This window comes from Rhodanobacter sp. GW835-FHT13D09 (assembly GCF_058793995.1).
Window position 1 is genome coordinate 1 of sequence record NZ_JBXAGL010000009.1, and the last position, 26817, is coordinate 26817.

28 protein-coding genes are annotated in these 26817 nt (G+C 69.0%); 11 read left to right on the top strand and 17 right to left on the bottom strand.

The annotated features are described in order from the left end of the window. Positions 1 to 346 precede the first annotated feature (346 nt). A complete protein-coding gene (cycA, locus tag AC1Q5A_RS12435; RefSeq protein WP_492701014.1) occupies positions 347 to 1744 on the top strand; it encodes a D-serine/D-alanine/glycine transporter in 1398 nt (465 codons plus the stop codon). A 164-nt stretch (positions 1745 to 1908) separates the two neighbouring features. Here the strand turns inward: cycA and AC1Q5A_RS12440 are convergent, their stop codons facing one another. Beyond that, complete coding sequence (locus tag AC1Q5A_RS12440; RefSeq protein WP_492701016.1) at positions 1909 to 2568, bottom strand: glutathione S-transferase family protein; 660 nt, start codon at positions 2566 to 2568, stop codon at positions 1909 to 1911. A gap of 145 nt (positions 2569 to 2713) precedes the next feature. On the opposite strand from AC1Q5A_RS12440, the gene AC1Q5A_RS12445 reads away from it, so the two are divergent. Next, positions 2714 to 2971 carry a hypothetical protein gene (locus AC1Q5A_RS12445; RefSeq protein WP_492701018.1) on the top strand — a complete coding sequence of 86 codons (258 nt, stop codon included), beginning with the start codon at positions 2714 to 2716 and terminating at the stop codon, positions 2969 to 2971. A gap of 96 nt (positions 2972 to 3067) precedes the next feature. Continuing rightward, the gene (ubiM, locus tag AC1Q5A_RS12450; protein WP_492701020.1) at positions 3068 to 4288 is read left to right on the top strand and encodes a 5-demethoxyubiquinol-8 5-hydroxylase UbiM; all 1221 of its coding nucleotides are present in this window, start codon (positions 3068 to 3070) and stop codon (positions 4286 to 4288) included. Positions 4289 to 4291: 3 nt separating this feature from the next. Here ubiM and AC1Q5A_RS12455 read toward each other — a convergent pair whose 3' ends face one another. Genes AC1Q5A_RS12455 through AC1Q5A_RS12470 form a run of 4 tightly spaced genes read right to left on the bottom strand, consistent with a single transcriptional unit; the run spans position 4292 to position 8143 of the window. Then, positions 4292 to 5293 carry an HlyD family secretion protein gene (locus tag AC1Q5A_RS12455; protein WP_492701022.1) on the bottom strand — a complete coding sequence of 334 codons (1002 nt, stop codon included), beginning with the start codon at positions 5291 to 5293 and terminating at the stop codon, positions 4292 to 4294. A 12-nt stretch (positions 5294 to 5305) separates the two neighbouring features. After that, positions 5306 to 5506, bottom strand: coding sequence for a DUF1656 domain-containing protein (locus AC1Q5A_RS12460; RefSeq protein ID WP_492701024.1), 201 nt, complete (start codon positions 5504 to 5506; stop codon positions 5306 to 5308). Beyond that, a complete protein-coding gene (locus AC1Q5A_RS12465) occupies positions 5496 to 7652 on the bottom strand; it encodes an FUSC family protein (RefSeq protein ID WP_492701026.1) in 2157 nt (718 codons plus the stop codon). Before AC1Q5A_RS12465 ends, AC1Q5A_RS12460 begins: the two co-directional genes overlap by 11 nt. Further along, positions 7649 to 8143 carry a MarR family winged helix-turn-helix transcriptional regulator gene (locus AC1Q5A_RS12470; protein WP_492701028.1) on the bottom strand — a complete coding sequence of 165 codons (495 nt, stop codon included), beginning with the start codon at positions 8141 to 8143 and terminating at the stop codon, positions 7649 to 7651. Before AC1Q5A_RS12470 ends, AC1Q5A_RS12465 begins: the two co-directional genes overlap by 4 nt. 106 nt (positions 8144 to 8249) lie before the next feature. Between AC1Q5A_RS12470 and AC1Q5A_RS12475 the strand changes: the two genes are divergently transcribed. After that, the gene (locus AC1Q5A_RS12475; protein WP_492701030.1) at positions 8250 to 8990 is read left to right on the top strand and encodes an AzlC family ABC transporter permease; all 741 of its coding nucleotides are present in this window, start codon (positions 8250 to 8252) and stop codon (positions 8988 to 8990) included. Further along, entirely contained in the window at positions 8990 to 9301 is a 312-nt protein-coding gene (locus AC1Q5A_RS12480) for an AzlD domain-containing protein (protein ID WP_492701032.1), read from the top strand. The genes AC1Q5A_RS12475 and AC1Q5A_RS12480 overlap by 1 nt, the downstream gene beginning before the upstream one ends. 18 nt (positions 9302 to 9319) lie before the next feature. On the opposite strand, the gene AC1Q5A_RS12485 is transcribed toward AC1Q5A_RS12480, so the two are convergent. The 6 genes from AC1Q5A_RS12485 to AC1Q5A_RS12510 form a co-directional block, all read right to left on the bottom strand. Further along, positions 9320 to 9898, bottom strand: coding sequence for a hypothetical protein (locus tag AC1Q5A_RS12485; protein ID WP_492701034.1), 579 nt, complete (start codon positions 9896 to 9898; stop codon positions 9320 to 9322). After that, positions 9895 to 10503: an SCO family protein gene (locus tag AC1Q5A_RS12490; RefSeq protein ID WP_492701036.1), complete on the bottom strand. Its 609-nt coding sequence runs from the start codon at positions 10501 to 10503 to the stop codon at positions 9895 to 9897. Before AC1Q5A_RS12490 ends, AC1Q5A_RS12485 begins: the two co-directional genes overlap by 4 nt. Then, positions 10481 to 11968, bottom strand: coding sequence for a cbb3-type cytochrome c oxidase subunit I (locus AC1Q5A_RS12495; protein WP_492701038.1), 1488 nt, complete (start codon positions 11966 to 11968; stop codon positions 10481 to 10483). Before AC1Q5A_RS12495 ends, AC1Q5A_RS12490 begins: the two co-directional genes overlap by 23 nt. After that, positions 11965 to 12513 carry a cytochrome oxidase gene (locus tag AC1Q5A_RS12500; RefSeq protein ID WP_492701040.1) on the bottom strand — a complete coding sequence of 183 codons (549 nt, stop codon included), beginning with the start codon at positions 12511 to 12513 and terminating at the stop codon, positions 11965 to 11967. Before AC1Q5A_RS12500 ends, AC1Q5A_RS12495 begins: the two co-directional genes overlap by 4 nt. A 213-nt stretch (positions 12514 to 12726) precedes the next feature. Then, positions 12727 to 13143 (bottom strand): OsmC family protein, encoded by a 417-nt coding sequence (locus AC1Q5A_RS12505; RefSeq protein ID WP_492701042.1) that lies wholly within the window; start codon positions 13141 to 13143, stop codon positions 12727 to 12729. Positions 13144 to 13181: 38 nt separating this feature from the next. Beyond that, complete coding sequence (locus AC1Q5A_RS12510) at positions 13182 to 14951, bottom strand: acyl-CoA dehydrogenase family protein (protein ID WP_492701044.1); 1770 nt, start codon at positions 14949 to 14951, stop codon at positions 13182 to 13184. 201 nt (positions 14952 to 15152) lie between these two features. Here AC1Q5A_RS12510 and AC1Q5A_RS12515 point away from each other — a divergent pair, with 201 nt between their 5' ends. Beyond that, on the top strand, positions 15153 to 15419 hold the full coding sequence (locus AC1Q5A_RS12515; RefSeq protein ID WP_492701046.1) for a DksA/TraR family C4-type zinc finger protein: 267 nt from the start codon (positions 15153 to 15155) through the stop codon (positions 15417 to 15419). Positions 15420 to 15447: 28 nt separating this feature from the next. Here the strand turns inward: AC1Q5A_RS12515 and AC1Q5A_RS12520 are convergent, their stop codons facing one another. Next, entirely contained in the window at positions 15448 to 16410 is a 963-nt protein-coding gene (locus AC1Q5A_RS12520) for a DMT family transporter (protein ID WP_492701048.1), read from the bottom strand. A gap of 141 nt (positions 16411 to 16551) precedes the next feature. Then, a complete protein-coding gene (locus AC1Q5A_RS12525) occupies positions 16552 to 16917 on the bottom strand; it encodes a VOC family protein (RefSeq protein ID WP_492701050.1) in 366 nt (121 codons plus the stop codon). A gap of 114 nt (positions 16918 to 17031) precedes the next feature. On the opposite strand from AC1Q5A_RS12525, the gene AC1Q5A_RS12530 reads away from it, so the two are divergent. After that, positions 17032 to 17376: a zinc ribbon domain-containing protein YjdM gene (locus tag AC1Q5A_RS12530; RefSeq protein ID WP_492701052.1), complete on the top strand. Its 345-nt coding sequence runs from the start codon at positions 17032 to 17034 to the stop codon at positions 17374 to 17376. 9 nt (positions 17377 to 17385) lie between these two features. Here AC1Q5A_RS12530 and AC1Q5A_RS12535 read toward each other — a convergent pair whose 3' ends face one another. From AC1Q5A_RS12535 to AC1Q5A_RS12545, 3 genes are all read right to left on the bottom strand, one after another. Beyond that, positions 17386 to 18768: a diguanylate cyclase domain-containing protein gene (locus AC1Q5A_RS12535; RefSeq protein WP_492701054.1), complete on the bottom strand. Its 1383-nt coding sequence runs from the start codon at positions 18766 to 18768 to the stop codon at positions 17386 to 17388. Positions 18769 to 18861: 93 nt separating this feature from the next. Beyond that, positions 18862 to 19395, bottom strand: a complete 534-nt coding sequence (locus tag AC1Q5A_RS12540) for a lipocalin family protein (protein WP_492701056.1) — start codon at positions 19393 to 19395, stop codon at positions 18862 to 18864. A gap of 75 nt (positions 19396 to 19470) precedes the next feature. Further along, entirely contained in the window at positions 19471 to 21111 is a 1641-nt protein-coding gene (locus tag AC1Q5A_RS12545) for a Na+/H+ antiporter (protein WP_492701058.1), read from the bottom strand. Between the two features lie 135 nt (positions 21112 to 21246). Between AC1Q5A_RS12545 and AC1Q5A_RS12550 the strand changes: the two genes are divergently transcribed. Beyond that, entirely contained in the window at positions 21247 to 22173 is a 927-nt protein-coding gene (locus AC1Q5A_RS12550) for an ABC transporter ATP-binding protein (protein WP_492701060.1), read from the top strand. Next, on the top strand, positions 22170 to 22931 hold the full coding sequence (locus AC1Q5A_RS12555) for an ABC transporter permease (protein ID WP_492701062.1): 762 nt from the start codon (positions 22170 to 22172) through the stop codon (positions 22929 to 22931). Before AC1Q5A_RS12550 ends, AC1Q5A_RS12555 begins: the two co-directional genes overlap by 4 nt. Before the next feature lie 21 nt (positions 22932 to 22952). Here AC1Q5A_RS12555 and AC1Q5A_RS12560 read toward each other — a convergent pair whose 3' ends face one another. Continuing rightward, positions 22953 to 23450, bottom strand: a complete 498-nt coding sequence (locus AC1Q5A_RS12560; protein WP_492701064.1) for a hypothetical protein — start codon at positions 23448 to 23450, stop codon at positions 22953 to 22955. A gap of 275 nt (positions 23451 to 23725) precedes the next feature. Here AC1Q5A_RS12560 and thpR point away from each other — a divergent pair, with 275 nt between their 5' ends. Both thpR and AC1Q5A_RS12570 read left to right on the top strand, forming a co-directional pair. Then, a complete protein-coding gene (gene thpR, locus AC1Q5A_RS12565) occupies positions 23726 to 25228 on the top strand; it encodes an RNA 2',3'-cyclic phosphodiesterase (protein WP_492701066.1) in 1503 nt (500 codons plus the stop codon). A 106-nt stretch (positions 25229 to 25334) separates the two neighbouring features. Continuing rightward, positions 25335 to 26723, top strand: coding sequence for an NfeD family protein (locus tag AC1Q5A_RS12570; RefSeq protein WP_492701338.1), 1389 nt, complete (start codon positions 25335 to 25337; stop codon positions 26721 to 26723). The last annotated feature ends 94 nt before the right edge of the window (positions 26724 to 26817 follow it).

Here is a 26817-nt window from a genome sequence, read left to right on the forward strand (position 1 = left end):
GCCAGGAAATCCATCGGGTCAGAGGCGGATATGCCTTGTGGAAGCCTTCCACGCCCGGTGATTCATCCCGTTTCTTCCCATGATGCTGCGATCTACGTTGCGGACGTATAGACGTCCATCTCGCTCTCAATAGATCAGAGCATCCCTAACAACTCGTTCAAGGCGGACGGCTTCGCCGCCGCTTAACTCCAGCGTTATGCCTCCCTCAGCCAACACTCCGATCCCAGCTTTTGCTGGGATGACGGCTTGGCCGTTGCGGCGACGAAGGCCATGCGTTGCGCCGCCGCATGGATGCGGCGTGCGCTTTTCGGTATGTTGGCGCCTTCCCAACGTCAAGGCGCGCCGCATGACCGCATCGCTGGAACACCCGGATCACCTGAGGCGCAGCCTTTCCAATCGGCACCTGCAGCTGATCGCCATCGGCGGCGCGATCGGCACCGGCCTGTTCATGGGCTCGGGCAAGACGATCAGCCTGGCCGGACCGTCGATCCTGCTGGTCTACCTGATCATCGGCGTGATGCTGTTCTTCGTGATGCGGGCGATGGGCGAGCTGCTGCTGTCCAACCTCGAGTACAAATCCTTCATCGACTTCTCCACCGACCTGCTCGGGCCATGGGCCGGGTTCTTCTGCGGCTGGACCTACTGGTTCTGCTGGGTCATCACCGCGATCGCCGACGTGATCGCGATCGCCGCCTACGCGCAGTTCTGGTTTCCCGGGCTGGCGCCGTGGATTCCCGCAGTGCTGTGCGTGCTGCTGCTGCTCGGCCTGAACCTGGTCACGGTGAAGCTGTTCGGTGAGCTGGAGTTCTGGTTCGCGCTGATCAAGATCGTGGCGATCGTCGCGCTGATCGCGACCGGCTTCGCGCTGGTCGCCTGGGGCTTCACCTCGCCGAGCGGGCACAAGGCTTCGCTGGCCAACCTGTGGAGTGACGGCGGGTTCTTCCCGAAGGGCATCAGCGGTTTCTTCGCCGGCTTCCAGATCGCGGTGTTCGCCTTCGTCGGCATCGAGCTGGTCGGCACCACCGCCGCCGAGACGGCCGACCCGAAGCGCAACCTGCCGAAGGCGATCAACTCGATCCCGGTGCGCATCATCATCTTCTACGTGCTGGCCCTGGTCGCGATCATGATGGTGACGCCGTGGCGCCTGGTGGAAGCGGGCAAGAGCCCGTTCGTGGAGCTGTTCGTGCTGGCCGGCATCCCGGCCGCGGCCAGCCTGATCAACTTCGTGGTGCTGACCTCGGCCACCTCGTCGGCCAACAGCGGAATCTTCTCCACCAGTCGCATGCTGTACGGCCTGGCTGAGGAGCAGCACGCGCCGAAGGCGTTCGCGCGGCTGTCGCGCGCGGCGGTGCCGTCGCTGGGCCTGCTGTTCTCCTGCTTCTGCCTGCTGCTGGGCGCGGCGATGATCTACCTGATCCCCGACCTGATCACCGCGTTCACCCTGATCACCACGCTGTCGGCGGTGCTGTTCATGTTCGTGTGGTCGCTGATCCTGTTCGCCTACATGGCCTACCGGCGCAAGCGCCCGCAGTTGCATGAGGCGTCGATCTACAAGATGCCCGGCGGCGTGTTCATGTGCTGGGCCTGCCTGGCGTTCTTCGTGTTCGTGCTGGTGCTGCTGAGCCTGCAGCCGGATACCCGCGAGGCGCTGATCGCCAGCCCGGTGTGGTTCGTGCTGCTGGGCATCGGCTACCTGTGGAAGGGGCGCCAGGCGCGCCGCGCCGTGGCCCTGCCGGCCGAGTGACCCGTTGCCGCCGCCGCGGTGGGCGGCGCGGTCCGCTCCGGCGCCGTAGGGCGGGCACGGCCCGCCGCTCTTGATGGTCGCACCGTTGAAAAGCACGGCGGGCCGTGCCCGCCCTACGAAGCGGGGGCATGGCGAGCTCGATGCCGCGGCCGATGGCGCCCGCCTCAGTCGCGGTCGGGCGCGCCGAGCGGGAAGTACGAACGGTACGGCCGTGCCTCGTCCACCGCGCGGGCGAACGAGGGCCGCGCCAGCAGGCGCTGCCGGTAGGCGTGGACCTGGGTGCAACTCGCCGGGATGCGATGGGTCCAGTCGGCGTAGAACAACGCTGGCGCGGCGGCGCAGTCGGCGAGGCTGAAGTCGCCGCCGGTGGCCCAGTGGCGGCCGGCGAGTTTCCGGTCCAGCCAGGCGTAGGCGGTGTCGAGCATGGCGCGCGCCTCCTTTACGCCGTAGGGGTCGCGGTCGGCGGCGGGGCGCAGGCTGTCCCATACGATCTTCTGCTGGGGCGTGTGCACGTAGTTGTCGAAGAAGCGGTCCATCGCGCGCGCTTCGAGTGCGGTGTCGGCGTCGACGGGAATCAGCGCTGCGGTGCCAGGGTAATGCCGGTCGAGGTACTCGATGATGATGCTCGACTCGACCACCGTGCGTTCGCCGTCGCGCAGCAGGGGAAAGCGGCGGATCGGCCACAGCGCGGTGAATTCGCGGTCGGTGGCCGCGTCGTCCGGCGCGAGCAAGCGCCATTCGAACGGGATGCCGTTCTCGTACAGCGCGACCAGCACCTTCTGGCAGTAGGAAGAGAACGGGTGGGCGTAGAGCGCGAGGGACATGGCGGATCGCCTTCTGGTGGAGGTTGCCCATGCGACGAATGGCCGCCGGCCGGATCGACATGCCATGGCTCGCGCTTGACCGGGGTCAAGGCGGCCGCCAGCGACGCTGCCGAATATCGGTGTCAACGACACCCTGGCAGTGTCCATGAAACGAGGCAATTCGATGGAATTCCATATCGCCCTGACCGATGCGTCCCCCAGTCCTGCCGTCGTGCAGGATGCCCTGTTTGATATCGATCCGACCGCGGTGGCCGATCTCGACATGAGCGGTCTGGTGCTGCGGGTATCCGCCTCGGCGACGGCGGCGGACCTGATCGAGGTGTTGCGGCAGGTCGGCTGGCCGGTGGCGCCGAAGCAGGTGGTGCAGTTGCCGTCGATCTGCTGCGGCGGTTGCGGCGGCTGACGCGGTATCGGTCGAGCGTTTTCCTGACCGGGGTCAGCGCGGGCCGGCGTGGTGGCCCGTAGCTTGCCGGCGGTCATTACCTGGAGTGTCTCGCCCATGTCTTTCGATATCGTGGTCATCGGCGCCGGTCCGGCCGGGTTGTGCTTTGCCCGCTCGCTGGCCGGCAGCGGCCTGCGCATCGCGCTGGTCGAGCGGCAGGAGGAGGCGGCGCTGATGGCGCCGGCGGACGACGGGCGCGAGATCGCGATCACCCATCATTCGCAGCGGCTGCTGCGCGAGCTGGGCCTGTGGACGCGCCTGCGCGAAGACGAGATCGGCACCCTGCGCGACGCGCTGGTGCTCGATGGCGACGATCGCGACGGCCTGGTGTTCCGCCACGACGAGGCGGGCCAGTCGCGGCTGGGCTGGCTGGTGAGCAACCACGCGATCCGCCGCGCCGCGTATGCCGAAGTGATGACCCTACCTGAGGTCGAGCGCATCACCGGCGTGAGGGTCAGTTCGGTATGCACCGGCACCGATGGGGCCGAGGTCGGCCTGGACAACGGCGACACGCTGCGCGCGCAACTGGTGGTGGCCGCAGACAGTCGTTTCTCCGAGACCCGCCGCGCGATGGGCATCGGTGCTGGCATGCACGATTTCGGCAAGACCATGCTGGTGCTGCGCATGCGCCACCAGGTGCCGCACGGGCAGGTGGCGTGGGAGTGGTTTGGTCACGGCCAGACCCTGGCCCTGCTGCCGCTGCACGATGCGCACACTTCATCGGTGGTGGTGACCCTGCCGCCGCCGGCGATGCAGGCACTGCTGGCGCTGGACGACGCAGCGCTGGAGGCGGCGCTGGCTGAACGTTTCCAGCAGCGGTTGGGCGCGATGCGGGTGGCCGGCCCGCGCTGCGCCTACCCGCTGGTGGGCGTGTATGCGAAACGCTTCGTGGCCGAGCGCTTCGCGTTGATTGGCGATGCCGCGGTGGGCATGCACCCGCTCACCGCGCACGGCTTCAATTTCGGCCTGCTCGGGCAGGCCGCACTGGCGCGCGAGCTGCGCGCGGCGGTAGCCGTGGGGCAGCCGTTCTGGAATCCGGCGCTGCTGCAGCGTTACGAGCGGCAGCACCGGCTGGCCACGCGGCCGCTGTACCTGGCCACGCAGGTGCTGGCCGGCCTGTACACCGACGACCGCCGTCCGGCACGGGTATTGCGCAAACTCGCCTTGGGCGCCGGCGCGCGGCTGGGACCGTTCAGGCGGTTGGTGATGTCCGGCCTCACCGCTGGCGGCGGCACTCCGGCGATGCTGCAGCTGCTGCGCCGGCAACGGCCGGCTTGACGGTCAGCCCCGCTTGCTTCCCTGCACGACCAGGGTGGCGCTCATGCCGGCGGCGAGCATCGCCCCGCGCGGAATCGATGACTTGTCGATGCGCACGCGCACCGGCACACGCTGGGCCAGGCGGATCCAGTTGAAGGTGGGTTCGACCTTGGCGAGCAGGTTGTCGCTGGTGGGGCTGGCCGCGTCGGCGATGCCGATGGCGATGCTGTCGACGTGGCCGCGCAGGCGCACGCCGCCGGCCATCAGGCGGATGTCGACCGGATCGCCGACGTGCACCTTCGGCAACTTGGTTTCCTCGAAGTAGCCGTAGATCCAGATGTCGTCGTGCTCGACAAGGGCCATGCGCGGTTTGCCCGCGTCGGCGAAATCGCCGGCGCGCACGTCGAGATTGGTGATGGTGCCGCTGCTGGGCGCACGTACTTCGGTGCGGGCCAGATCCAGCCGCGCACGCTCCAGTGCGATGCGCGCCTGGCGTATGGCGACGGCGGCGCGTTGCTGGCTGGCGCTGGCGGCGCTGTGGCCGGCCTGGGCCTGGCGCAGGCCGGCCTGGGCGGCTTCGGCCGCGGCGGCGGCATCGTCACGCGCCTCGCGCGAAATCACGTCGCCAAGCCGGGCGCGGCGTTGTGCCTGCTGGCGGCGCATGGCGAATTCGGCCTGGCTGGCCTGCGTGCCCGCGGCGGCGGCCGAGGTGTTGGCGCCGGCTGCCCTGGCTACGGCTTCGGCGGCGGCCAGGTCGGCTTCGGCCTGGTCGGCGGCCAGCTGGTAGCGCTCGCGATCCACCACGAACAACAGGTCGCCTGCTTGCACCGGCTGGTTGTCCTTCACCGCGACCCGGGTGACCGGGCCGGAGACGTCCGGTGCGATGCGCACCACCTCGGCGCGGATGCGCGCATCGCGGGTCCACGGCGACAGCATGTAGTGCTGCCACGCGACGTAGGCGGCGGTGGCCGCCAGCAGCACCATGACGGCGGTGAAGCCGGCACGAATCAGGGTTGCACTTTTCACGGCACGAATACCTCAGGAAAACAGGGCGAGCGTCGCCACGCTGCAGACGCCGGCGAACAGCGCGATGCGCAGCAGCGAGGGATGCACGGCATGACGATAGAGACCGATGCGGCCGAGCCACTGGTCGAGCAGCCACAGCACGGGCAGCAGCAGCACGGCCAGCAACAGCACGCCGGGAAAGTAGATGCCGCCGAGGGAAACTTCATACGGCATGGGCGGCCTCCGGCAGCTGCCGCAGGCGACGGTGGCGGGTGACCTGGGTGGCCAGCACGGAATCGCCGTCCTCCAGTGCGCCCAGCAGCAGGTGCAGGTGTTCGCGCACGTCGCGCAGCGGCCGGCGGGCGGCGTCGATCCCGTGCAGCGCGTGGCGGATCTGCGCGGTGGCGGCGGCATGGTCGGCCGGGTTCGGCCGTTCGTAGGCGCGGGCCAGCGTATCCAGCGCGGTGCCGATATCCGCCTCCAGCGCGGGCGGCAGCGACAGTTCGGCGAGGTCGTGACGCAGCCCGATCAGGGCGTGGCCGGCCTGCTGCACCAGCAGCGCCCAGCCCAGCAGCTCGCGCGAGTGGCGGCTGCCCGGGCGGGTCTGCAGCACGATCTGCTGGAACAGATCGCGGGCGCGGCTTTCGAAGCGCGGCAGCAATCCCGGCAAAGGCGCGCTGGCGGCGAGCCGGACCAGCCTGCGCAGGCTGCGCAGCAGGCGGCGGCGCAGCCCCTTGCTGCCATGGACCGAGGGAATCAGCATGAAGATCGCCACCGCCAGGCAGGCGCCCACTGCAAACGACAGCCCACTGTTGAGATACATCTGCGCGTCGATGTGCGGCGCCTCGCCGATCGCCAGCGCGACCAGGACGCCCACGCTCATGGCGGTACCGATGATGGCCAGCTTCGGCCGGGTGACGAGGTACAGCGTCAGCATCAGCAGCGGAAGCGTGCCGAGCACCAGCAGTGGGTAAGTGGGCAGCAGCGGCAGCAGGCTGTAGGTGGGCAGCGCCACGATCGGCGCCAGCAGGTGGCCGATCGCGATGCGCTTGGAAACGAACACCGGGTCCGGCGCCGCCGACGCCATCGAAATCAGGGCGACCAGGCCGAACAGCGCCGTGGCACCGCCGGTCCAGCCGCTGCCGAGCCACAACAGCGACAGCACCAGGGTCACTGCTGCCGAACGCAGCACCGCCAGCATCACGGCATGGCTGTCGTTGGTGCGGGCAAAGTGGACGCGGCCTTTCGGTCGCGGCGAGGGACTGCCGGCGCGGCGCCCGAGGTCCAGGTGGACCTTGGTGCGCACGTAGTCGCGCAGTTCGTCGAGGAAGTGGCGGATCAGTGCGCTGCCGGTGTCGAAGTCCTCATGACGGGACGGGTCCAGCGCCGCGCGCTCGTGCGTCGCCTGGGTGGCGATCTGTCGGCGGCAGCCGGCGAGCCGGTCGGCCAGGTGTGCCAGGTCGTCGCGTGTTGCTCCGTCCTCCAGCGCGGTGCCCAGCGGGCGCAGCAGGCGCAGCAGTGCCTGCGCGACATCGGTCGAGCCCTGGCGCCGCAGGCGGTCGATCAGGTGGTGCAGCGACTGGAAGCGCGACACCGTGGTCATGAAGCGCTGGTTGAGCAGTTTCAGCAGGCTGTTGCGGGTGCGCAAGGAGGGGTCGTCGAAGAACGCGGCGGTGCGCAGGTCCTCGAAGCCGAGTGCGCCGCGCACCACGCGCATCTGCGTGCGCTCCATCGCCTCGTGGTCGACCGGCACGCCGCGGCTGCTGTCGCGGATGAAATCCAGGAAGCCGTTGAAGTTGCGGTCGGCGGTGCCGCGCAGGTCGCCACGCAGGCGGGTCGGGAACACCGTGTCGAACACCACGCTCGCTACCAGGAGGCCGAGCAGCACCTCGGCGGTACGCGCGAACGCGTTGTCGAACACGTTGACCGGGTGGCTCATGGCGGGCAGCACGATCATCGCCGCGGTATAGCCGGCCAGCACGAAGGCATAGGCGCGGAAGTGACGGAACAGCACGGCACCGCCAGCGCACAGCCCGGCCCACAGCGAGAGGAACAGCACCAGCGGCAGCGGCTGCTGCGGGAACAACGCCACCGCGACGATCGCACCGGTGCAGCCGAGCAGGGTGCCCAGACCGCGATAGAGACTCTTGGCCAGCACCATGCCCGACTGCCGGTTCATCACCACGACCACGGTGACCATCGCCACCGAGGGCGAGCCAAGTTGCAGCCGCATCGCCAGCCAGCCGGTGAGGTAGATCGCCAGCAAGGTCTTGAAGATGAACAGCCACGCGGCCTGCTCGCCGGCCATGGCCTGCGCGATCTGCTGGCGCCAGGGCAGTGGTGGCGCTGCCGGCAGGTCGGCGGTTACGGCACGGCTCATTCCAGCGACTCCACCCCGCCGAGTACTTTCTTCAGCAGGTGTTCCAGCTGGCCGCGCTGGGTGTCGGTGATGCCGGCGAAGAAGCCCTGCAACTGCTGGGTGATCGCCGGTACCAGCTGCGCGATGAGGGCTTCGCCTTCCGCGGTGAGCTGCACCACCAGCTTGCGGCGGTCCTCGTCGCTGGGCGAGCGGGTGACCAGGCCCTTGGCCAGCAGCTGGTCGATCAGGCGGGTGGTGTTCGACGCCTTCTCGCTGGTCGCTTCGCCGAGCTGCGACGGGCTCATGCCGCCCTCGCTGCCGTCGAGCATCATCAGCACGTTGTATTCGGGATGGGTCAGCTCGTGCGCGCGCAGCAGCAGGTTGGCATGGTCGCTGAACAGCTTGTGCAACAGCTTCACCATGCGCACCAGCAGCGCCTGGTCGCGCGGAAAACCGCGGTGCTTGCGGATGCTGACCGCCAGCTTCTGCTCGATGGCGAAGAAGCCGCTCATGTTTCCGGATTGGTTTTTATCCATAGCTGTATATTACAGTAATGTAGTAAACCGGGCAAGGGTCGACAGTCCGGAGCGGGACGGGCCGGTACGGTAGAATCCGGGGATGAGCTTCTCCCTGTCCCCCGCCGTGAAAATCGGGCTCTCGATCGCCGTGGCGACCGGGCTGTACGGCGTGTCGTTCGGCGCGCTGGGCGTCGCCTCCGGGCTGGGCGTGTGGCAGACGGTGGCGCTGAGCGCGCTGATGTTCACCGGCGGCTCGCAGTTCGCCTTCATCGGCGTGGTGGCCGGCGGCGGCGCCGGTTCGGCCGCATTCGGCGCGGCGACCCTGCTTGGCGTGCGCAACGCGGTCTACGGCATGCAGCTGAACCGGATGCTCAGGCCGCGCGGCTGGCGCCGGCTGCTTGCCGCCCAGCTCACCATCGACGAATCCGCCGCCACCGCCGCGGGCCAGCTCGATCCCGGCGAGCAGCGCCGCGGCTTCTGGAGCGCCGGGCTGGGCGTGTTCGTGCTGTGGAACCTGTTCACCCTGGCTGGCGCGCTGCTTGGCGACGCGCTGGGCGATCCCCGCCGTTGGGGCCTGGACGGCGCGGCGGTGGCTGCGTTCCTCGGTCTGCTGTGGCCGCGCCTGCGCGCCCGCGAGCCGGTGGCGCTGGCCGTGGTCTGCGCGCTGGTGACCGTGCTGGCGATGCCGCGGGTGCCGCCCGGCGTGCCGATCCTGCTCGCCGCGCTGGTCGCGGCGCTGTGGGGCTGGTTCAGCCGCGGGCCGGCGGACGAGGGGCTGGAGCCGGACGTCGATCCGGCCGATTTCGACGCCGCTGGCGGATCGCCGCAGGAGCGTCGCTGATGGCATTGTGGGGATGGCTGTTGCTGGCCAGCGCGGCGGCGTACGCGATCAAGCTGGCCGGTTACCTGGTGCCGGCGCGCTGGCTGGAGAACGAGCACGTGAGCCGCGTGGCCGGCACGCTGACGATCGGCCTGCTGGCTTCGCTGACCGCGATGAACACGTTCAGCGCCGGCCCGGCGCTGGCGCTCGACGCGCGGCTCGGTGCGCTGCTGGCTGCCGCCGTGGCGCTGTGGCTGCGCGCGCCGTTCCTGCTGGTGGTGGTCGCGGGCGCGCTCGTGGCGGCGCTGCTGCGGCTGGCAGGTATTGGCTGACGTCGTGCCGGTGGCCCTTCAGGTCGAGTCGAAGCGCCCCCACAACAGTTTGGCCAGGAAGCCGGCCAGGATCACGCTGCCGATCACCAGCATAGCTTCGCCCGCGCGCTGCTGGTCGTCGAGCAGGTAGTTGTTGCACAGGCGGATCGGCGAGACCAGGTACAGCCAGCCCAGCCGGAAGAACGTGGCGATCAGTTCGAGCAGGAACACGCCGCGCACCACGAAGCCCATGTGCGGCCAGCCCAGCCCCAGCGGCAGGCCGATCAGCAGCGGCACGCTGGCGAACTTCGCCACCGCCATCCACGGTTCGCCGACCGCCGCATCGAGCGAGCGCGGCAGCATCCAGAACATGCCGGCCAGGCTGGCCAGCAGCACGCTGCTGATGCCGTGCCGGTTCCAGCGTGCGATGCCCTCGCCAAGCCGTGGCGGCAACGCGGCGGACAGCAGCCAGCCGACCGCGATCAGCAGCGGGATCTGCACCAACATCTGCAAGCTCATGCTGCCCTCCAGCCACGCCCGCGCCGGCGGCAGCAGCAGGGCCACGAACAGCACGGCGGCGAAGGCCGGCGCCAGGCGCTGGCGCCCGGCGATGCTCATGGGAGCTTGCGCCGCATGACCTGCACGACGGCCTGCGGATTGCCCGAGTCCAGGATCAGCACCAGCCGTCCTTGCGGGTCGACCACCTGGATCGCGGCGTTGTGCACGTAGCCGCCCATCCCGTCCGGCACCGCGGTGACGCCGAAGGTGCGCAGCAGCTGCCGCAGGTCGTCCTCGCTCGTCGGCCGGGCGGCGATCCAGCCGGGGCCGCGGTCACGAAAGCGCTGCTGGTAGGCCGCCAGTTCGGCGGGCGTGTCGTGCACCGGGTCGAAACTGATGCTGAGCAGAACCAGCCGGCCGTCGGCCAGCGGCGCGGCGAGCTGATCCTGCAATTGCGCAAATTCGCCGCCCAGCGCCAGGCACCAGGTGAGGCAGCGGGTGTAGATGAAGTCGACCAGCACCCAGCGGCCGCGCAGTTCGCCCAGCTTGACGTGCGCGCCGGTCTGGGTCTCCAGCGTCACGGCCGGTACCGGCGGCGGGTCGCGCCGTACCGCGAGGCGGCGCGCGGTTTCGCTGGTGAACGCCTGGAAACCGTCGGTGGCGGCCGTCAGCACGGCGCCACCGAGCGCCAGCAGCAGGGCGCTAGCCAGCAGGGTGCGCAGCATCGGCGTCGACCGGCGCCTTGAGCAGGCCGACGATGATGCGCGTGGCGAACACCAGCATGCCCAGGATCAGCACCATGGCGGCGATGGAACCGGCCCGGTCGTACGGCAGCCATTCCGGCAGGTGCGCCGCGAAGCGCCGCGCCACGCTCATGTGGCCGGCGTACAGGAACACCATGCAGAAGCAGATGCCGCCCACGGCATACAGGAGCAGGCCGGCACGGTCGGCTCCGCTGTCGACCGGCGCCCGCCAGCGGCTGCCGACCACGTGATAGAGCAGGGTGAGGATCATCGGCAGTACGCCGAGCAGCAGGTAGAAGTGGAAATGTCCCGGCACCCATTGCGTGTTGTGCATCACCCGGTTGACGCTGATGGTGCCGTCGATGATCGCCGGCACGATGCCGGCGGCCCAGCCGAACAGCGCCAGCACGGCCAGCATCGAGGGCATCTTCCAGCGCAGGCCGGAGCGATGGATGTTGGTCAGCACGCCGTAGGCAGTGACCAGGAACACCGGGAAGCCGGCCGCATAGGAGATGATCTGGCCCATCACCAGCATCCAGCGCGGCTCGGCGTAATCCATCAGCAGGTGGTGCGGGAACACGACGATCACGAACACGGTGCTCACCGCCCACGACCACAGGAACGGGCGCGAGATCCCGTAGGGTTTGCCGGTGTAGCGCGGCAGCAGTTCGTAGACCGCGATCACGCCCATGTAGATGGTGGCGTTGATGAACATGTGGCCGAACCAGTAGATCAGGTTCTTCACCACCAGCGCGTTCAGCGCCACCTCCGGATCGTAGGCATTGATCAGGCACATCACCAGCACCACCGCGCCGGCCAGGATGCCGAGCGAGTTGGCGATGATCACCATGGTGCTGGCGACGATAGCCTTGGGATGGTTCGGATCGATCTCGCCGCCGAACAGCCATTGCAAGCCCAGCCCGCGGCCCAGGTTGCCGAAGCGGCGGATGATCGCCGCGGCGGCATCCAGGTAGAACAGCAGCATGCCGACGCCGATCAGCAGGTAGCCGACCATGAACACGGCGGCGGCGCCGTTGCTCCACAGGCCCATCGAGTGCACCGGCAGCGGGTACAGGAAGGTCCACGCACTGGCGAAGTTGCCGACGAACACCGCCCAGATGATGCACAGCGCACCCAGCATGAACAGCACGTAGTTGCTCACGAACGCCCACAGGTGCAGCGACACGTACTTGCGCAGGAAGAACCACATCACCGCGGTGCTGGCCAGGCCCATGGTGCCGACCATGCCCGCGCCGTGCATCGTCATGACCTTGTAGAACATCGCGGCCTGGATCGGCGTCCAGTCGGCCTGGGTCATGCGCATGGTCAGGCCCAGCAGCATCATCAGCACGAACAGCAGCAACGCGGTGATCATGTACAGGTTGAATGCCGCGTGTTCGCCACGCGGCAGTTTTTCATTCTGCGGGTAAAGTTCGAGCGAGCTCATGACTTGTCCCCCCGCGCAGCGACGTCGAGTTCGGCGGTCATCCCGTTGTGTGCGACGCCGCAGTATTCGAGACACATGATCCTGTAGGTGCCCGGCGTGCGGAACGTGTACAGGATCTTGTTGGTGAAGCCGGGCATCGCCTGGGTCTGGATGACGATGCGGCCATCCGGGGCGTAGATCGCGAAGCCGTGGTTGACGTCGCTGGCGGTCACCCGGAACTCCACCGGCTCGCCCGCGGTCAGGCGGGTCTGGCTGACATCCCAGGTCCACTGGTGGCCGACCACATCGACCACCTGCGCCGCCTGCAGCGGTGCATGCTGCGCCGGGATGGGAAAGGGTCGCAGGCTGGCCCAGGCAATCCCGATGCCCAACAGCAGGAGAACCGCGAACAAGATGCGGCGCAAGGTCATGGAAGTTCGATGTGCCCGCTCTGCCTCGGCGGTATCGGCTGGCCTGCCGGCCTGCGTAATGGCGTAGATGAAGCCCAGTGCCACCAGCCCCATGCCCATCAGTGTGATCGCCCAGATCACGTTCTGGAAAATCATGGCCGTGCCTCCCCTAAAAGCACCACGTATGCGCCATGTACCCCGTCTTGGTGGCGGTGTCAAGGTTGCATGAAGCATGACTGCGGGGCGGCCACGCCGGCCCCCAGCGCGCGCCGGCAGGAGGTGGTACGGGGGGAGGTTGCAGCGTGCCCTGCCCGCGCCGGTGACGCCGCCGTGGCCCGTCGCAAGGGCGAGGGCCACGCTGGCGGCGGATTACGGCTCCGTGCCGCCGAGCCGCGAGGCGATCCGCACCTCGCCGGTCAGCACCTTGTGGATCGGGCACTTGTTGGCGATCTGCAGCAGGCGTTCGCGCTGCTCGTCGTCCAGCTCGCCCTGCAGGGTGATCACGCGGGTGATGTCGTTGCCCGACTCGGGTGTGCCGTCGGGGTTGAACTTGAGCTCGACGTTGACGTGCTGCAGCGGCCACTGCTTGCGCGCGGCGTACATCTGCAGCGTGATCGCGGTGCAGGCGCCCAGCGCGGACAGCAGCAGCCGGTGCGGCGCCGGGCCGGTGTTGGCGCCACCTTCCTCGACCGGTTCGTCGGCATGCCAGGTGTTGCCCTGGTCGTCGGTGAAATCGACCGCGTACGGCGCGCCGCCGGTGCTGGCGTGGACGGTGGGGATGCTCATCGGGTTCTCCTTCTTCGCTGGTTTCGGTTGGGCAGGTTTCAGATCACGTCCCACATATAGCCGTCGTGCGCGAGCACCGCGCCGGCCAGCTGTTCGATGGCTTCGTCCTCGTTGCGTTCCAGCCCGCGCACGTTGCGCGCCATGCGCCGGCGCGCCTGGCGCGCGAATACTTCGGCGATGTTCACGGCTTCGTCCGCGGCGGCATGCGCCTGCTTCAGCAGGCTGTCGGCGCGCGACAGCACGCACAGGCCCACAAACAGGTCGATCGCGACGTCGGCCAGGCGCTTCTGCGCGTGCTGCATGTCGGCCGCCTTCTTGCCGTAGCGGCGCAGCAGCGCGTCGGAGGATCTGGACAGCTCCACCGTGTACTTCTCGTAGGTGGCGGCGACCTTGCGCAGCCGCGGCGACAGTTCGTGCGCGATGCGGTCGATGCCATAGCCGGTGGCCTCGCGCATGCGTCGGCCGGTGTAGCTGCCGAGCACGCCGAAGCCCTTGATCGGCTCGTTGAAGATGTCGCCCACGGCGGCCTTCAGTTCGGAGAGACCCGCGCCCACGCCCTTCAGGCCGGACAGCGCGATGTACAGCCGCAGGATCTCGTTGGTGCCCTCGAAGATCGACAGGATGCGCGTGTCGCGGGTGATCTGCTCGTACGGGAACTCGCGCATGAAGCCGTTGCCGGCGGCGATCTGCAGTGCCTCGTAGGATGCGCGCTGCACCGCCTCGCTGGCGAACACCTTGCTCATCGCCGCCTCGACCGAGTAGTCGCTGCCGCCGCCGTCGATCAGGTGCGCCACCATCCACACCGCACTCTCGGCGGCGAAGCAGTCCACCGCCATCTGCGCGATCTTCTCGCGCACCAGGCCGAACTCGGCGATTGGCTGGCCGAACTGCTTGCGCTCCTTCGCCTGTGCGCTGGCCAGCCGGATCAGCGTGCGCATGCCGCCCACCGCGCCGCCGCCCAGGCCGGTGCGGCCCGAGTTCAGGATGCTCATCGCCACCTTGAAGCCCTTGCCGACCGGGCCGAGTACGTTCTCCGCCGGCACGCGCACGTCGGCGAACGCCACCGTGGTGGTGGACGAGGCGCGGATGCCCATCTTGTCCTCGTGCGGGCCGTGGCTGACGCCGGGCCACTTCGCCTCGACCAGGAAGGCGGTGATCTTGCCCTCGGGCGTGTCGGTGCGCGCGAACACGGTGTAGAAATCGGCGATGCCGCCGTTGGTGATCCAGATCTTCTCGCCCGAAAGCGTCCAGCTGCCGTCGTCGTTGCGCACAGCCCTGGTGCGGATTGAGGCGGCGTCGGAGCCGGCGCCGGACTCGGTGAGGCAGAACGCGGCGATCATCTCGCCGGTGGCCAGCTTCGGCAGGTAGCGCTGCTTCTGCTCGTCGCTGCCGAACAGCAGCAGGCCCTTCATGCCGATCGAGCTGTGCGCGCCGATGGTCAGCGAGACCGAGCTGTCGTGGCTGCTGGTCTGGCCCAGCACGCGCGCGTAGGCGCCGTTGGACAGTTCCATGCCGCCGAACTGCTCGGGGATGATCAGGCCGAACAGGCCCATCTCGCGCAGCGCCTGGATGAACCCGACTGGCTGCTCGGCGTCGCGGTCATACTGCTTCAGCTCGGCGGTCTTGTCGGCGAGGAACTGGTCGATCGCGTCGGTCATCGCACCCAGCATTTCCCTGTCGCGGGCGCGGATCTCGGGATACGGGAACAGGTTCTCTTCCAGTATGTTGCCCAGGAACAGCTGCTTGGCGACGCTGTCGTCGCTGCGCAGCGCGACAGAAGCGGGAGTGGCGGGCGACGACGGGCTCATGACGCGATCTCCATGAAGGGCGAAGCGCCATTCTGGCACTTCCGCCACGCCCATCCATGTCGCCAATCGACGCACCCGGCGCGCTGCGCGGCCGTGCCCTCCGGCGGCGCTGCCGGGCCGCCAATGCTTGAAACGTTTACCCGGCGCGCCCAAATTACCGCTTGTGATGCGCCATGTCGGCGGGTTTTCGGAGGTAGGGCCATGGCCACCGGTTGGGCAGGCGACGGCGCCGTGCAGGAGCAGATCGACGCCACCATCGACGATGCGGTGCAGCGGGCGCGCCAGCAGTTGCGCAAGGGCCCGGGCCTCAAGCACTGCGAGGAATGCGACGCGCCGATTCCCGCGGCACGGCGCAAGGCCGTGCCCGGCGTGCGCCTGTGCGTGGCCTGTCAGGAAATGCGGGATGCGGAGCAGCGCAGTGCCGGCTTGTACAACCGCCGCGGCAGCAAGGACAGCCAGCTGCGCTGAGCGCCTGCGCCTGGATCGGCTGCTTGCCTCAGGCGACCGGTTCGGTGGCCGCCGCCGACAGCTGCCGGCGCTGGCGCGCCAGGCTGTGCTCGCGATGGGCGATGTACAGGCTGGCACCGATGATGATGGCCGCGCCTGTCGCGGTGTAGCGGTCCACGCCCTCGCCGAAGATCCACCACGCCAGCACCGCCACGATCAGCAGCTGCAGGTAGCTGAAAGGGGCGAGCAGCGAAGCGTCGGCCAGCCGCAGCGCGCGGGTCCAGCACCAGTGGCCGCCGGTGCCGAGCGCGCCGGACAGCACCAGCCACGGCCAGATCCCGGCGTGCGGCCATTGCCATACGGGCAGCGCGGCGGGCAGCGACAGCGGCACCCACAACAGGGTGGTGAGCAGCACGATGCGGTCGGCCGGCTCGCTGCCGGTCAGCGACTTGATGCTGATCGTGACCGCGCCGGTCAGCGCCGCCGCCAGCAGCGCGACCAGGCTGCCGGCGGCAAACGCGTCACTGCCCGGGCGCACGATCACCAGCACGCCGATGAAGCCGGCGACCACCGCGCTCCAGCGGCGCAGGCGCACCACCTCGCCGAGAAACAGCACCGCGCCAATGGTGACGAACAGCGGCGAGGAGTACGACAACGCCACCGCCTCGGCCAGCGGCAGGTTCACGATCGCCCAGAACCCGGCCAGCATGCCGCCCATGCCCAGCACGCAGCGCATTACGTAGAAGCCGAAACGCGGCGTGTGCAGCAGCGGCCAGCCGTGCACCCAGAGCAGCGGCAGGGCGAACAGCGTGCCGAACGCGCTGCGGAAGAAGGTGATCTGGAACGGGTGCAACTGGGCAGAGGCGAAGCGGATCGCCACCGCCATCAGCGCAAAGAAACTGGCGCTGCCCAGCATCAGCAGCACCGCGCGCGGCGGCAGCGGCGTGGAGACGGGCGACGATGCGCGGATCGGATCCAGGGCCATGCCAGGGGAAGCTTGGGAGGTGTGCATGGTATCCCACTTGCGCTGCGGCTTTCGCGTCGACGGCGTCCGCGCGTTGCCGCCGCCGGAGCTCATCGCGCGGGCGGCGCCTCGGTGTCGGTGGCGCCGTTCGACCATGCCTGCAGCCGCTCGCGCACCGCCGCCAGCGCCTCAGGCGGTCGCCGACTCGACGAAGGTGACCCTGTTGCCGTCCGGGTCGCACACCGGGGCGAAACGCAGATAGTGGGTCGCCAGCTGCGGCACGGGCACATCGATCTGCCGACCCTGCAGATCGTGCAGGATGCCGTCGAGGTCGTCGACGATGATGCCCAGCGAGGCGACACCGACTCGCCGGCCCGCCTCGGCCAGCCCGTCCCGCGACCGTACGCGGACCCGCGTGCAGTCGGCGAGCTGCCATTCCGCGCAGTCGGTGCCAGGGGTGCAGTCGGGCACGCGCCCGAACAGGCGGGCATACCAGGCGCTTGAGGCCGCGAAGTCACTCGCGGCAACCGTGGCGAGGCCCTGGTGGGCATTCATGGCGAGTCTCCGCAATGGCTCGCCTGCTTTATAGCCGCCGACCGATGTCGATCGTGTGAAGGGCGCTCGGCCCGTACAATCGCGTTTCGCTTGAACGATCGCCAGGATCCGCCGATGTCCGATTTTCCCGCTTGCCCCTCATGCGCGATGGAGAACACCTATCCCGACGGCGACAGCTGGATCTGCGCCGACTGCGGCCACGAATGGCCGGTGGCGGCTGCCGCGGACGAGGCCGATGCCGCGGCGGTGGTGCGCGATGTCAACGGCAACGTACTCGACAGCGGCGACACGGTGACGGTGATCAAGGACCTGAAAGTGAAGGGCTCGTCGATCCTGCTCAAGCAGGGCACGGTGATCCGCAACATCCGCCTGGTCGAGGGCGACGCCGGGCACATCGAGGGCAATTCGGACAAGATCAAGGGCCTGGTGTTGAAGACCTGCTTCCTGCGCAAGGCCTGACCGCGCCGGCTACGGCGGCGCCTCGCACATCAGCGCGCAGTTGCCGCCCCGCCGCTTGGCGGCATACATCGTGTCGTCGGCGCGCCGCAGCAGCGCACGATCGTCCTCGCCGTGCTCGGGATAGACCGCGATGCCGATGCTCACCGACAGCCGTACCTGCCGCCCACCCAGCTCGAACGGCTGCGCCAGCGCGGCGAGGATGTCGACGGCGATCGCGGCGGCATGTTCGGGCTGGCCGATGCCGACCAGCAGCACCACGAACTCGTCGCCGCCGATGCGGCCGACCGTATCCGACTCGCGCACGCACCGGCAGATGCGCGCGGCGGCTTGGCACAGCAGCAGGTCGCCGATGTCGTGGCCGTAGCTGTCGTTGACCGACTTGAACCGGTCCAGGTCCAGGTACAGCACGGCCGGCCGCCGGCCGTCGCGGTGCGGCTCCGCCAGCGCGGTGCGCAGGCGGTCGTGGAACAGCTCACGGTTGGGCAGGGCAGTGAGCTGGTCGTGTCGTGCTAGGTAGCGCAGCCGCGTTTCGGTCTGCTTGCGCTCGATCGCCGCGGCGACCTGGGTGGAGACGAACTGCAACAGCGCCTTGTCCTGTTCGGTGTAGCGCACCTCGCCGGAATAGCTCTGCACCACCAGCGCGCCGATCACGCCGTGCTGGCCAGCGAGCGGCACGCCCAGCCAGTCCAGCGGATTGCAGTCGGCGCGCGGCCGGCCCGGCTCGGCCGATGCCCACGTATCGGGCGTCAGCAGCAGGGCCTGGCCGCTGCGGATCACCTCGCCGCTGAGCGTGTCCGAGTTCAGCCGGCACGGCGCGGGCGCCTGGTCGTACTGGTCGATGAAGTAGGGGAAGCTCAGCTCGTCCTTCCTGGCGTCGTACAGCGCCACGAAGAAGTTGTTTGCCGGCAGCAGCTTGCCGACGATCAGGTGGATGTGCCGGAACAACGTCATCAGGTCCGCCGCCGAGTGTGCGGCCTCGGAGATCGCATGCAGCGCCACCTGCATCTGTTCGGCACGCTTGAGTTCGGTGATGTCGCGTGCCACCGCGATGCGCATCCCGTCCGCCTCCGACCAGCGCGCCGACCACATGATGTGGATCACCCGCCCGTCCTTGCGCACGTACCGGTTCTGGAAATGCGGCTTGGGCTGGCCGGCCATGATCTCGTTCGCCGCCTGCAGGGTGCGCTCGCGGTCGTCGGGATGCACCAGTTCGATCATCGGCCGGCCGATGACCTCTTCCGGCGCATAGCCGAAGATGCGTTCGAACGCGGCACTGACGAACACGTAGCGCCCCTCGACATCCACCACGCAGACGGCGTCGAGCAGGAGATCCATCACGTGGCCGATGGGAGGTGCGGCACCGGATGGGGGCGGAAAAAGCGGCTGGTTCATGCGTGCCCGGGCAACGGTCGAGGCGGCAGTGGTAGCGGCTTCGCAGCCTATCCCGATTTCACCCGAAAAATGTCTACGGAGGCGGCCCCGCGGTCACTCCAGCGGGGCGGTGACGATCAGCTGGTCGACCGGGTAGCCGCGCTGGCGTGCGCGTTCCTTGAGGGTTGCGAACAGCGTGCGGTCGAGCGCGGGGCGGCGCGAGAGTATCCACAGGTGTCGCCGGTTGGGGCTGCCCACCACCGCCCACTGGTAGTTCGCGTCCACCTCGATCACCCAGTAGTCGGCCCATGCCGCCGGCAGCCAGGTGAGCCAGGCCGGTGCGAAGCGCACTTCCAGCGCGGCCGGTTGCTGGTCATGGATCCGCCCCACGCCGTCGACCGCCATCACGCCCTTGTCGGTGCGGCAGGTGTTGTGGATGCCGACGGTGCCGTCGGGATTCGGCGTATAGGTGGCGGTGACGGCATCCAGGCAGCGGCGCTCGAAGTACATCGGCAGGTGCGCGATCTCGTGCCATTTGCCGCTGTAGCGGGCCAGGTCGAGCGTGGCCACCGGCCGGTTGGGCAAGGTGGCCGCGAGCAGCGGCAGGGCGGCCAGCCACATGGCGATCGTCGGCAATGGGCGGAACATGGACTCTCCCCGGCTGCCGGCTCAGCATGCCGGCGCATGCGTGGGCGGTTGGTGAACGCGGGGCGCGGCGTGCTCTCAGCGGTAGCGTGCTTCCTGCAGGTCGATCTCGCGCACCAGCCGGCGCGAGACCTCGTCGGAGATGCGGCGGTGGCGTGCCAGTTCGAAGATGGCCTCGCGCTGGCCCTGCAGCGCGGCCAGGCGCAGCTCGCGTTCGGCCACGTCGGCCTTGCGCAGCTGTCGCGCCTCCTCCTCGTTGGAGGAGTCCTCGTCCAGCCAGTGCTGGTACAGCGCGATCACCCGGGTGCCCGCGCTGGTGTAGATGTCGACGTCGCTGCCCGGGGCCTTTTCCAGCAGTTCGTGCTGGGCCTTCTCGACGGCGGCGATCGCCGCGGTGGCGGCGGCCCGGCGGGCCAGGTTCTCTTCCCGCAGGGCCGCCGGCTCCGGCGGCAATTCCAGGCCTTTGAGCAGCGGCGGCAGGCCGATGCTGGCGGCCAGCAGCGACAGCAGGATCACCGCGGTGGCGAGGAAGATCGCCAGCTCGCGCGCGGGGAAGGGCGTGCCGTCAGGCAGCAGCAGCGGCAGCGTCATCACGCCGGCCAGGGTGATCGCGCCGCGCACGCCGGCCAGCGAGGTGGCCAGCAGCAATCGCCAGTGCGGCCGGCTCACCGGGGCGCCGTGGTGGTGCGCCTTGAGTATGTTGATCCGCAGCGAGATCCAGACCCAGGCCAGGCGCAGCAACGCCAGGCCGATATTGATCGCCAGCGCGTACACCAGCAGCCACCAGGGGTTGCGATGGCCGCTCTGCGCCACCGACGCCATCGCGCCCTGCAGGCTGGCGGGCAGCTGTTCGCCCAGCAGCACGAACATGATGCCGTTCAGGGCGAACTGCACGGTGTTCCATACCGCCGCGCGCTGCACCCGCGTGGTGGCCAGCAGGCGGCCGCTGAGCTCGACGTAGCTCATGGTGATGCCGGCCGCGACCGCGGCGAGGATGCCCGAGGCGGCGACCTGCTCGGCCAGCAGGTAGGCACCGAACGGGATCAGCAGGCTGATCAGGATCGGCGAGCCCGCCTCCTGGCCGAAGTGCCGCGACAGCCAGCGCTGCGCGAAGCTCACCCCCAGGGTGAACAGCACGCCCACGCCGAGCCCGGCCAGCGCCACCCACAGGAAGGTCAGCGACGCCGACAGCAGCGAGAAGCCGCCGGTCACCGCCGCCGCCACGGCGAAGCGGAAACAGACCAGGCCGGTGGCGTCGTTGAGCAGCGACTCGCCCTCGAGGATGTGCATCAGCCGCTTCGGGATCGGCACGCGCGCGGTGATCGACGACACCGCCACCGGGTCGGTCGGCGACACGATCGCCGCCAGTGCGAACGCCACCGCCAGCGGCATCGCCGGGATCAGCCAGTGGATCAGGAAGCCGACGCCGACCACGGTGAACACCACCAGTCCCAGCGCCAGCGCCACGATCGAGCCGCGGTCGCGCAGCAGCCCGTCCTTGGGGATGCGCCAGCCGTCGAGGAACAGCAGCGGCGGCAGGAACAGCAGGAAGAAGATGTCCGGGTCGAGCGCCACGCCGTGCCGGAACACGCCGGCGATCACCGCGCCCAGCCCGATCTGCACCAGCGGCAGCGGCAGCGAGAACGGCAACAGCCGCACCAGGTAGCCGCTGCCCACCACGGCAAGCAGCATGGCCAGGGTGACTTCGATCGAGTTCATGCGGGTTCCGGCGACTGGCTTTCGACCTTAGCAAGAGCGCGGCGGCAACGTCGAGTGGCGGTACGGCGACATGCGCAAGGCGACATGGCATACCATCGACGCTCCCCGCGACCGATCCGTTCCCCAGGAGATCGCATGCAGCCGATCATCACCGTCAGGCAGCTCGGCAAGACCTACGCCTCCGGATTCCAGGCGCTCAGGCAGATCGACCTGGAGATCCGCCAGGGCGAGATCTTCGCCCTGCTGGGGCCGAATGGTGCCGGCAAGACCACCCTGATCAGCATCATCTGCGGCATCGTCAACCCCAGCGAGGGCACGGTGCTGGCCGACGGCCACGACGTGGTGCGCGACTACCGCGCGGCGCGCGCGAAGATCGGCCTGGTGCCGCAGGAGCTGACCACCGACGCGTTCGAGACGGTGTGGAACACGGTCAGGTTCAGCCGCGGCCTGTTCGGGCGCAGCGCCAACCCGGTGCACATCGAGAAGGTGCTGAAGGACCTCTCGCTGTGGAGCAAGAAGGACAGCAAGCTGATCACCCTGTCCGGCGGCATGAAGCGGCGCGTGATGATCGCCAAGGCGCTGTCGCACGAGCCGCAGATCCTGTTCCTCGACGAGCCCACCGCCGGCGTCGACGTGGAACTGCGCCGCGACATGTGGGCGATGGTGCGCGCTCTGCGCGCCACCGGCGTCACCATCATCCTGACCACCCACTACATCGAGGAGGCCGAGGAAATGGCCGACCGCATCGGGGTGATCCACAAGGGCGAACTGATCCTGGTCGAGGACAAGGCCGAGTTGATGAACAAGCTCGGCCGCAAGCAGCTGACCCTGCACCTGCAGGATCCGCTGGAAGCCATCCCCGCTTCGCTGGCCGGCTATCCGCTGGAGCTGTCGGCCGACCGCCGGCAACTGGTCTACACGTTCGACGCGCAGGGCGAGCACACCGGCATCGACCTGCTGCTGCGTCGGCTCGGCGAGGCGGGCATCGACTTCAAGGACCTCAAGACCCGCCAGAGTTCGCTGGAGGACATCTTCGTCAGCCTGGTGAGGGAACGCGCATGAACATCCATGCGATCCGTGCGATCTATCGCTTCGAGATGGCGCGCACCTGGCGCACCCTGCTGCAGAGCATCGTCTCGCCGGTGATCTCCACCTCGCTGTACTTCGTGGTGTTCGGAGCGGCGATCGGCTCGCACATGAACGGCATCGACGGGGTCAGCTACGGCGCCTTCATCGTGCCGGGACTGATCATGCTGTCGCTGCTGACGCAGAGCATTTCCAATGCTTCGTTCGGCATCTACTTCCCGAAATTCGTGGGCACCATCTACGAGATCCTGTCGGCGCCGGTGTCGCCGTTCGAGATCGTCGCCGGCTACGTGGGCGCGGCGGCGAGCAAGTCGGTCATCCTCGGCCTGATCATCCTGGTCACCGCGCGGCTGTTCGTACCGTTCCAGATCGAGCACCCGCTGTGGATGCTGGCGTTCCTGCTGCTCACAGCGCTCACCTTCAGCCTGTTCGGCTTCATCATCGGCATCTGGGCGGACAACTTCGAGAAGCTGCAGCTGGTGCCGCTGCTGGTGGTGACGCCGCTGGCCTTCCTCGGCGGCAGCTTCTACTCGATCCACATGCTGCCGCCGTTCTGGCAGAAGGTCACCCTGTTCAATCCGGTGGTGTACCTGATCAGCGGTTTTCGCTGGAGCTTCTACGGCGTGTCCGACGTCGGTGTGGGCGTCAGCGTGGGGATGACCGCGGTGTTCCTCGCGATCTGCCTCGCCGCGGTGTGGTGGATCTTCCGTACCGGCTACCGGCTGAAGGCCTGAGCCGGATGCGTGCCGAGGTGTTCAGGTCAGCGCGGTATGCGCGTGGAACGGCAGCGGCCGGGCGCCGGTGCGCACCATCGCCGGTTCGGCTGCATCGAGCTGTTCCCGGCTGGCGTCGATCACCACCAGGATGCGCCCCGCCGCGATCTCGTCCCTGAACTTGCGGCTCACCGTATCCGGCACTTCGAAGCCGACGATCTCGCCGATGCAGGTGCCGAATGCGGCGCCGGCGATGGTCATCGCCGCGGCGCCGGCCAGCGTCACGCCCAGCGGCGGCACGGCGACCGCGATCAGCCCCAGCAGCAGGCCGGTGCCGCCGCCGCAGACGCCGCCGCGCACGGCGGCGGGATAGAAGTCGTTGCGCCCCTGCATCAGGTGATCGGGGATCTTCTCCAGCTCGATGTCCTCGCGGGCGACCAGCGAGATATCGCGGTCCTCGACGCCGGCCTCGCGCGCCGCAGCCATCGCGGCACGCGCTGCCAGCAGGTCGGCGGTGCTGAATACACAGCGGGTTTTCATGGGACGGCCCTCCGCTTCCGGCATGGCGACTGCCGCGCGGATGCTCCGGTTGACCCGGGAGATCCACACGGGCAAGACGGGTTTGCGCAGTCGAACCTTTAGTCGCCACGACGTTGCCGGCGCGTGACCCGATTGTTATCGGACGAGGATGGGCGGCGGTCCGCGACGGGCCGGCGAGACAGCTGGTACGGTGCGTGATGAGGTTGCACGCGCGGTGAACGAATCGCGCCTGCACAAGTCCATAGCGGATATCCGACCGCAGAACGGGAGTGAACATGGGCAGGCAGGCATCGACAGGCAGCTGGATCGTGGCGGTGGTCGTGGTAGTGGGCATCGTGGCGGGGGGCGTATACCTCGCGCGCAAGGCCATGCATCCCGACACGCCGGTGCCGGCGGCGCCGACGCCTTCGGCGTCGACCGCCGCGGCTCACGCCGCATCATCGGTCCAGCATCCGATCGGACAGGTGCAGACCGGTCCGGCGGCGGCCTCGACCGCTGCGTTGCCCGCACTGGGCGACAGCGATGCCAGCGTGGCCGCAGCACTCCTCGCGCTGGCCGGCGACAGCAACCTGTCCTCGCTGCTGCTGAGCCAGCAACTGGTCGCGCGCATCGTCGCCACCGTCGACGCGCTGCCGCGCCACGACGGGCTGGCTGCGTTCACGCTGCCGGCGCGCACGCCCAAAGGCGCGTTCGCCGTCGACCAGGCGGGCGCCGCCACGCTCTCCGGCGCCGCGAACAGCGCGCGCTACGCGCCGTACATGCGCGTCGTGGATGCGGTCGATCCGCAGGCGCTGGTGGCCTGGTACGTCCACGCCTATCCGTTGTTCCAGCAGGCCTACCGGCAGTTGGGCTACCCCAAGGGGTATTTCAACGATCGCCTGATCGTCGCGATCGACGACATGCTGGCCGCGCCGGAACCCGCCCAGCCGCCGGCTGTGGTGCGCTCGAAGGCGTACTACGTCTATGCCGACCCGGCGCTGGAATCGCTGTCGACCGGGCAGAAGCTGCTGCTGCGCGCGGGTTCCGCCGATGCGGCGAGGATCAAGGCGAAGCTGCGCACGATCCGAAGCCTGCTGGCCGGACACCCCTGCGGGCGGCGCCCGCACCGGCGCACACCGCCGGCTAGGTCCGCGCGCCATGTCGGCAATCCAGCGATGACCCGGCGACTCCCGTCCTCCGGTCCGCCCCAGCTCGATCTGCTCGGAGGTGACGGCGCGCGGCCGGCCGAAGTGCATCGGCTGTTCCTGGGCCTGTTGCCGGATGCGGCGACGCGCAGCCGGCTGGCGCGGGCCGCGGACGTACTCCGGGCCAGCCGTCCCGGCCTGCACGCGCGCTGGATCAACCCGGTGCGCTATCACGCCACGCTGCATTTTCTGGGCGACCATCCATTGTTGCGGCAGGACGTGGTCGCCGCCGCCACAGCCGCCGCGGACCGGCTGCGCACGACCTCGTTCGAGTGGGTGTTGGACCAGGCCGCCGGCTTTCGCGGCCGGCAGCCGCCGTGCATCCTGCGTGGTACCGACGTACCCGAGCCGCTGCAGCAGCTGTGGCGCGAGCTGCGCCATGCCCTGACCCTGGCCGGGCAGGGCCGCCAGCTCGAACGCAGCTTCACGCCGCACGTCACGCTCGCCTACAGCCATGGCGCGCTGCTGGACCCCATGCCGGTCGAGCCGGTGGCATGGCAGGTCGATCGCGTCGCCCTGGTCCACAGCGTGGTCGGCCAGCCGGACTACCGGGTGCTGGCGGACTGGCCGCTGCCGGAGCCTGCGCCGGAATAGGGAATCCCGCGCCGGCGCCGGCAGTGGCGGGTCGCCGATCGCTTTCTGAACAACGGCGGAGGTACAGTGGCCGTGTCGTGGCTGATACCTTGCGGAGGTTGCCGTGATGATGCGTTGGCCGTGGCTGGCCGGGATGGCGATCCTGCTCGCGCTGCCGCTGCGCCTCGCGTTCGCTGCCGGGCCGGCGGCCGATGCCGGCCCGGCCGGCGCCGGCATGGTGGCGCAGATCACGCTGGCCGGACCGATCGGGCCGGCCGCCGCCGAGTACTTCGACGACGCGGCGAAACGCGCCGTGGCCGACGGTGCGGTGGCGATCGTGCTGCGGCTGGATACGCCCGGCGGGCTGTCCGATTCGATGCGGCAGATCATTGCCGGCATGCTGGCCAGCGAGGTGCCGGTGTTGGTGTACGTCGCCCCGGGCGGTGCCCGCGCGGCATCGGCCGGAACGTACATCCTGTACGCCGGGCAGATCGCTGCGATGGCGCCGGCCACCCACCTGGGGGCGGCGACGCCGGTGCAGCTGGGCGGCTCGCGGCCGATGCCGTTGCCGAAAGCGGGCGAGTCGCCGGCGTCGGCCGGTTCCGCCGCGGAAGACGAGGCAACGGCCGAGGACGCCGAAGCACAGAAGGCCATGAACGATGCGATCGCCTACATCCGTTCGCTGGCGCAGTTGCGCGGGCGCAACGCGCAATGGGCCGAGCAGGCGGTGCGCGGTGCGGCCACACTGACCGCCAGCGAGGCCGCGCAGCAGCACGTGATCGACTTCGTGGCGACGGATGTGAGCGACCTGCTGGCCAAGGCGAACGGGCGCAAGGTGCGGCTGGGCGACCGCGACGTCACGCTGCGTCTCAAGGGTGCATCCGTGCGCGAATATGCGCCCGGTGCGCGCACGCGCTTCCTGGCGATCATCACCAACCCCACCATCGCCTATCTGTTGCTGCTGGCCGGCATCTTCGGGCTGCTGCTGGAAGCGATGCATCCCGGCGCGATGCTGCCGGGCATCGCCGGCGGCATCTGCCTGCTGGTCGGCCTGTACGCATTGCAACTGCTGCCGGTGAACTATGCCGGGTTGGCGCTGATGGCACTGGGAGTCGGCCTGCTGGTGGCCGAGGCGGCCAATCCCAGCGTGGGCGCGTTCGGTGTCGGCGGGCTGCTGTCGTTCGTGGTGGGCTCGGTGATGCTGATGAATACCGGGGTGCCGGGCTATGGCGTCAATCTTGGCGTGATTGCCGGCATCGCCATGTGCGCGGCGGCCTTGCTGGCGCTGATCGTGTGGCTGGTGTTCCGTTCGCGCCGCGCCCATCAGGTTACCGGCGATGCGGCGATGCTGATGGACACCGGGGAACTGCTGGAGCCGGTGGAAGCCGGTGGCGAGGCGTGGATACTGGTGCGCGGCGAGCGTTGGCGCGTGCACAGCGATAGCGCGTTGCCGGCCGGTGCGCGGGTGCGCGTGGTGTCGCGGCAAGGGTTGCTGTTGCGGGTCGAGCCGCTGTGATTTTGTAGGGCGGGCAGTGCCCGCCGGCTTCTGCCTCCTGCACTGGTGCGAGGGGCATGGCGAGAGCGGCGGGCAGTGCCCGCCCTACTTTCGG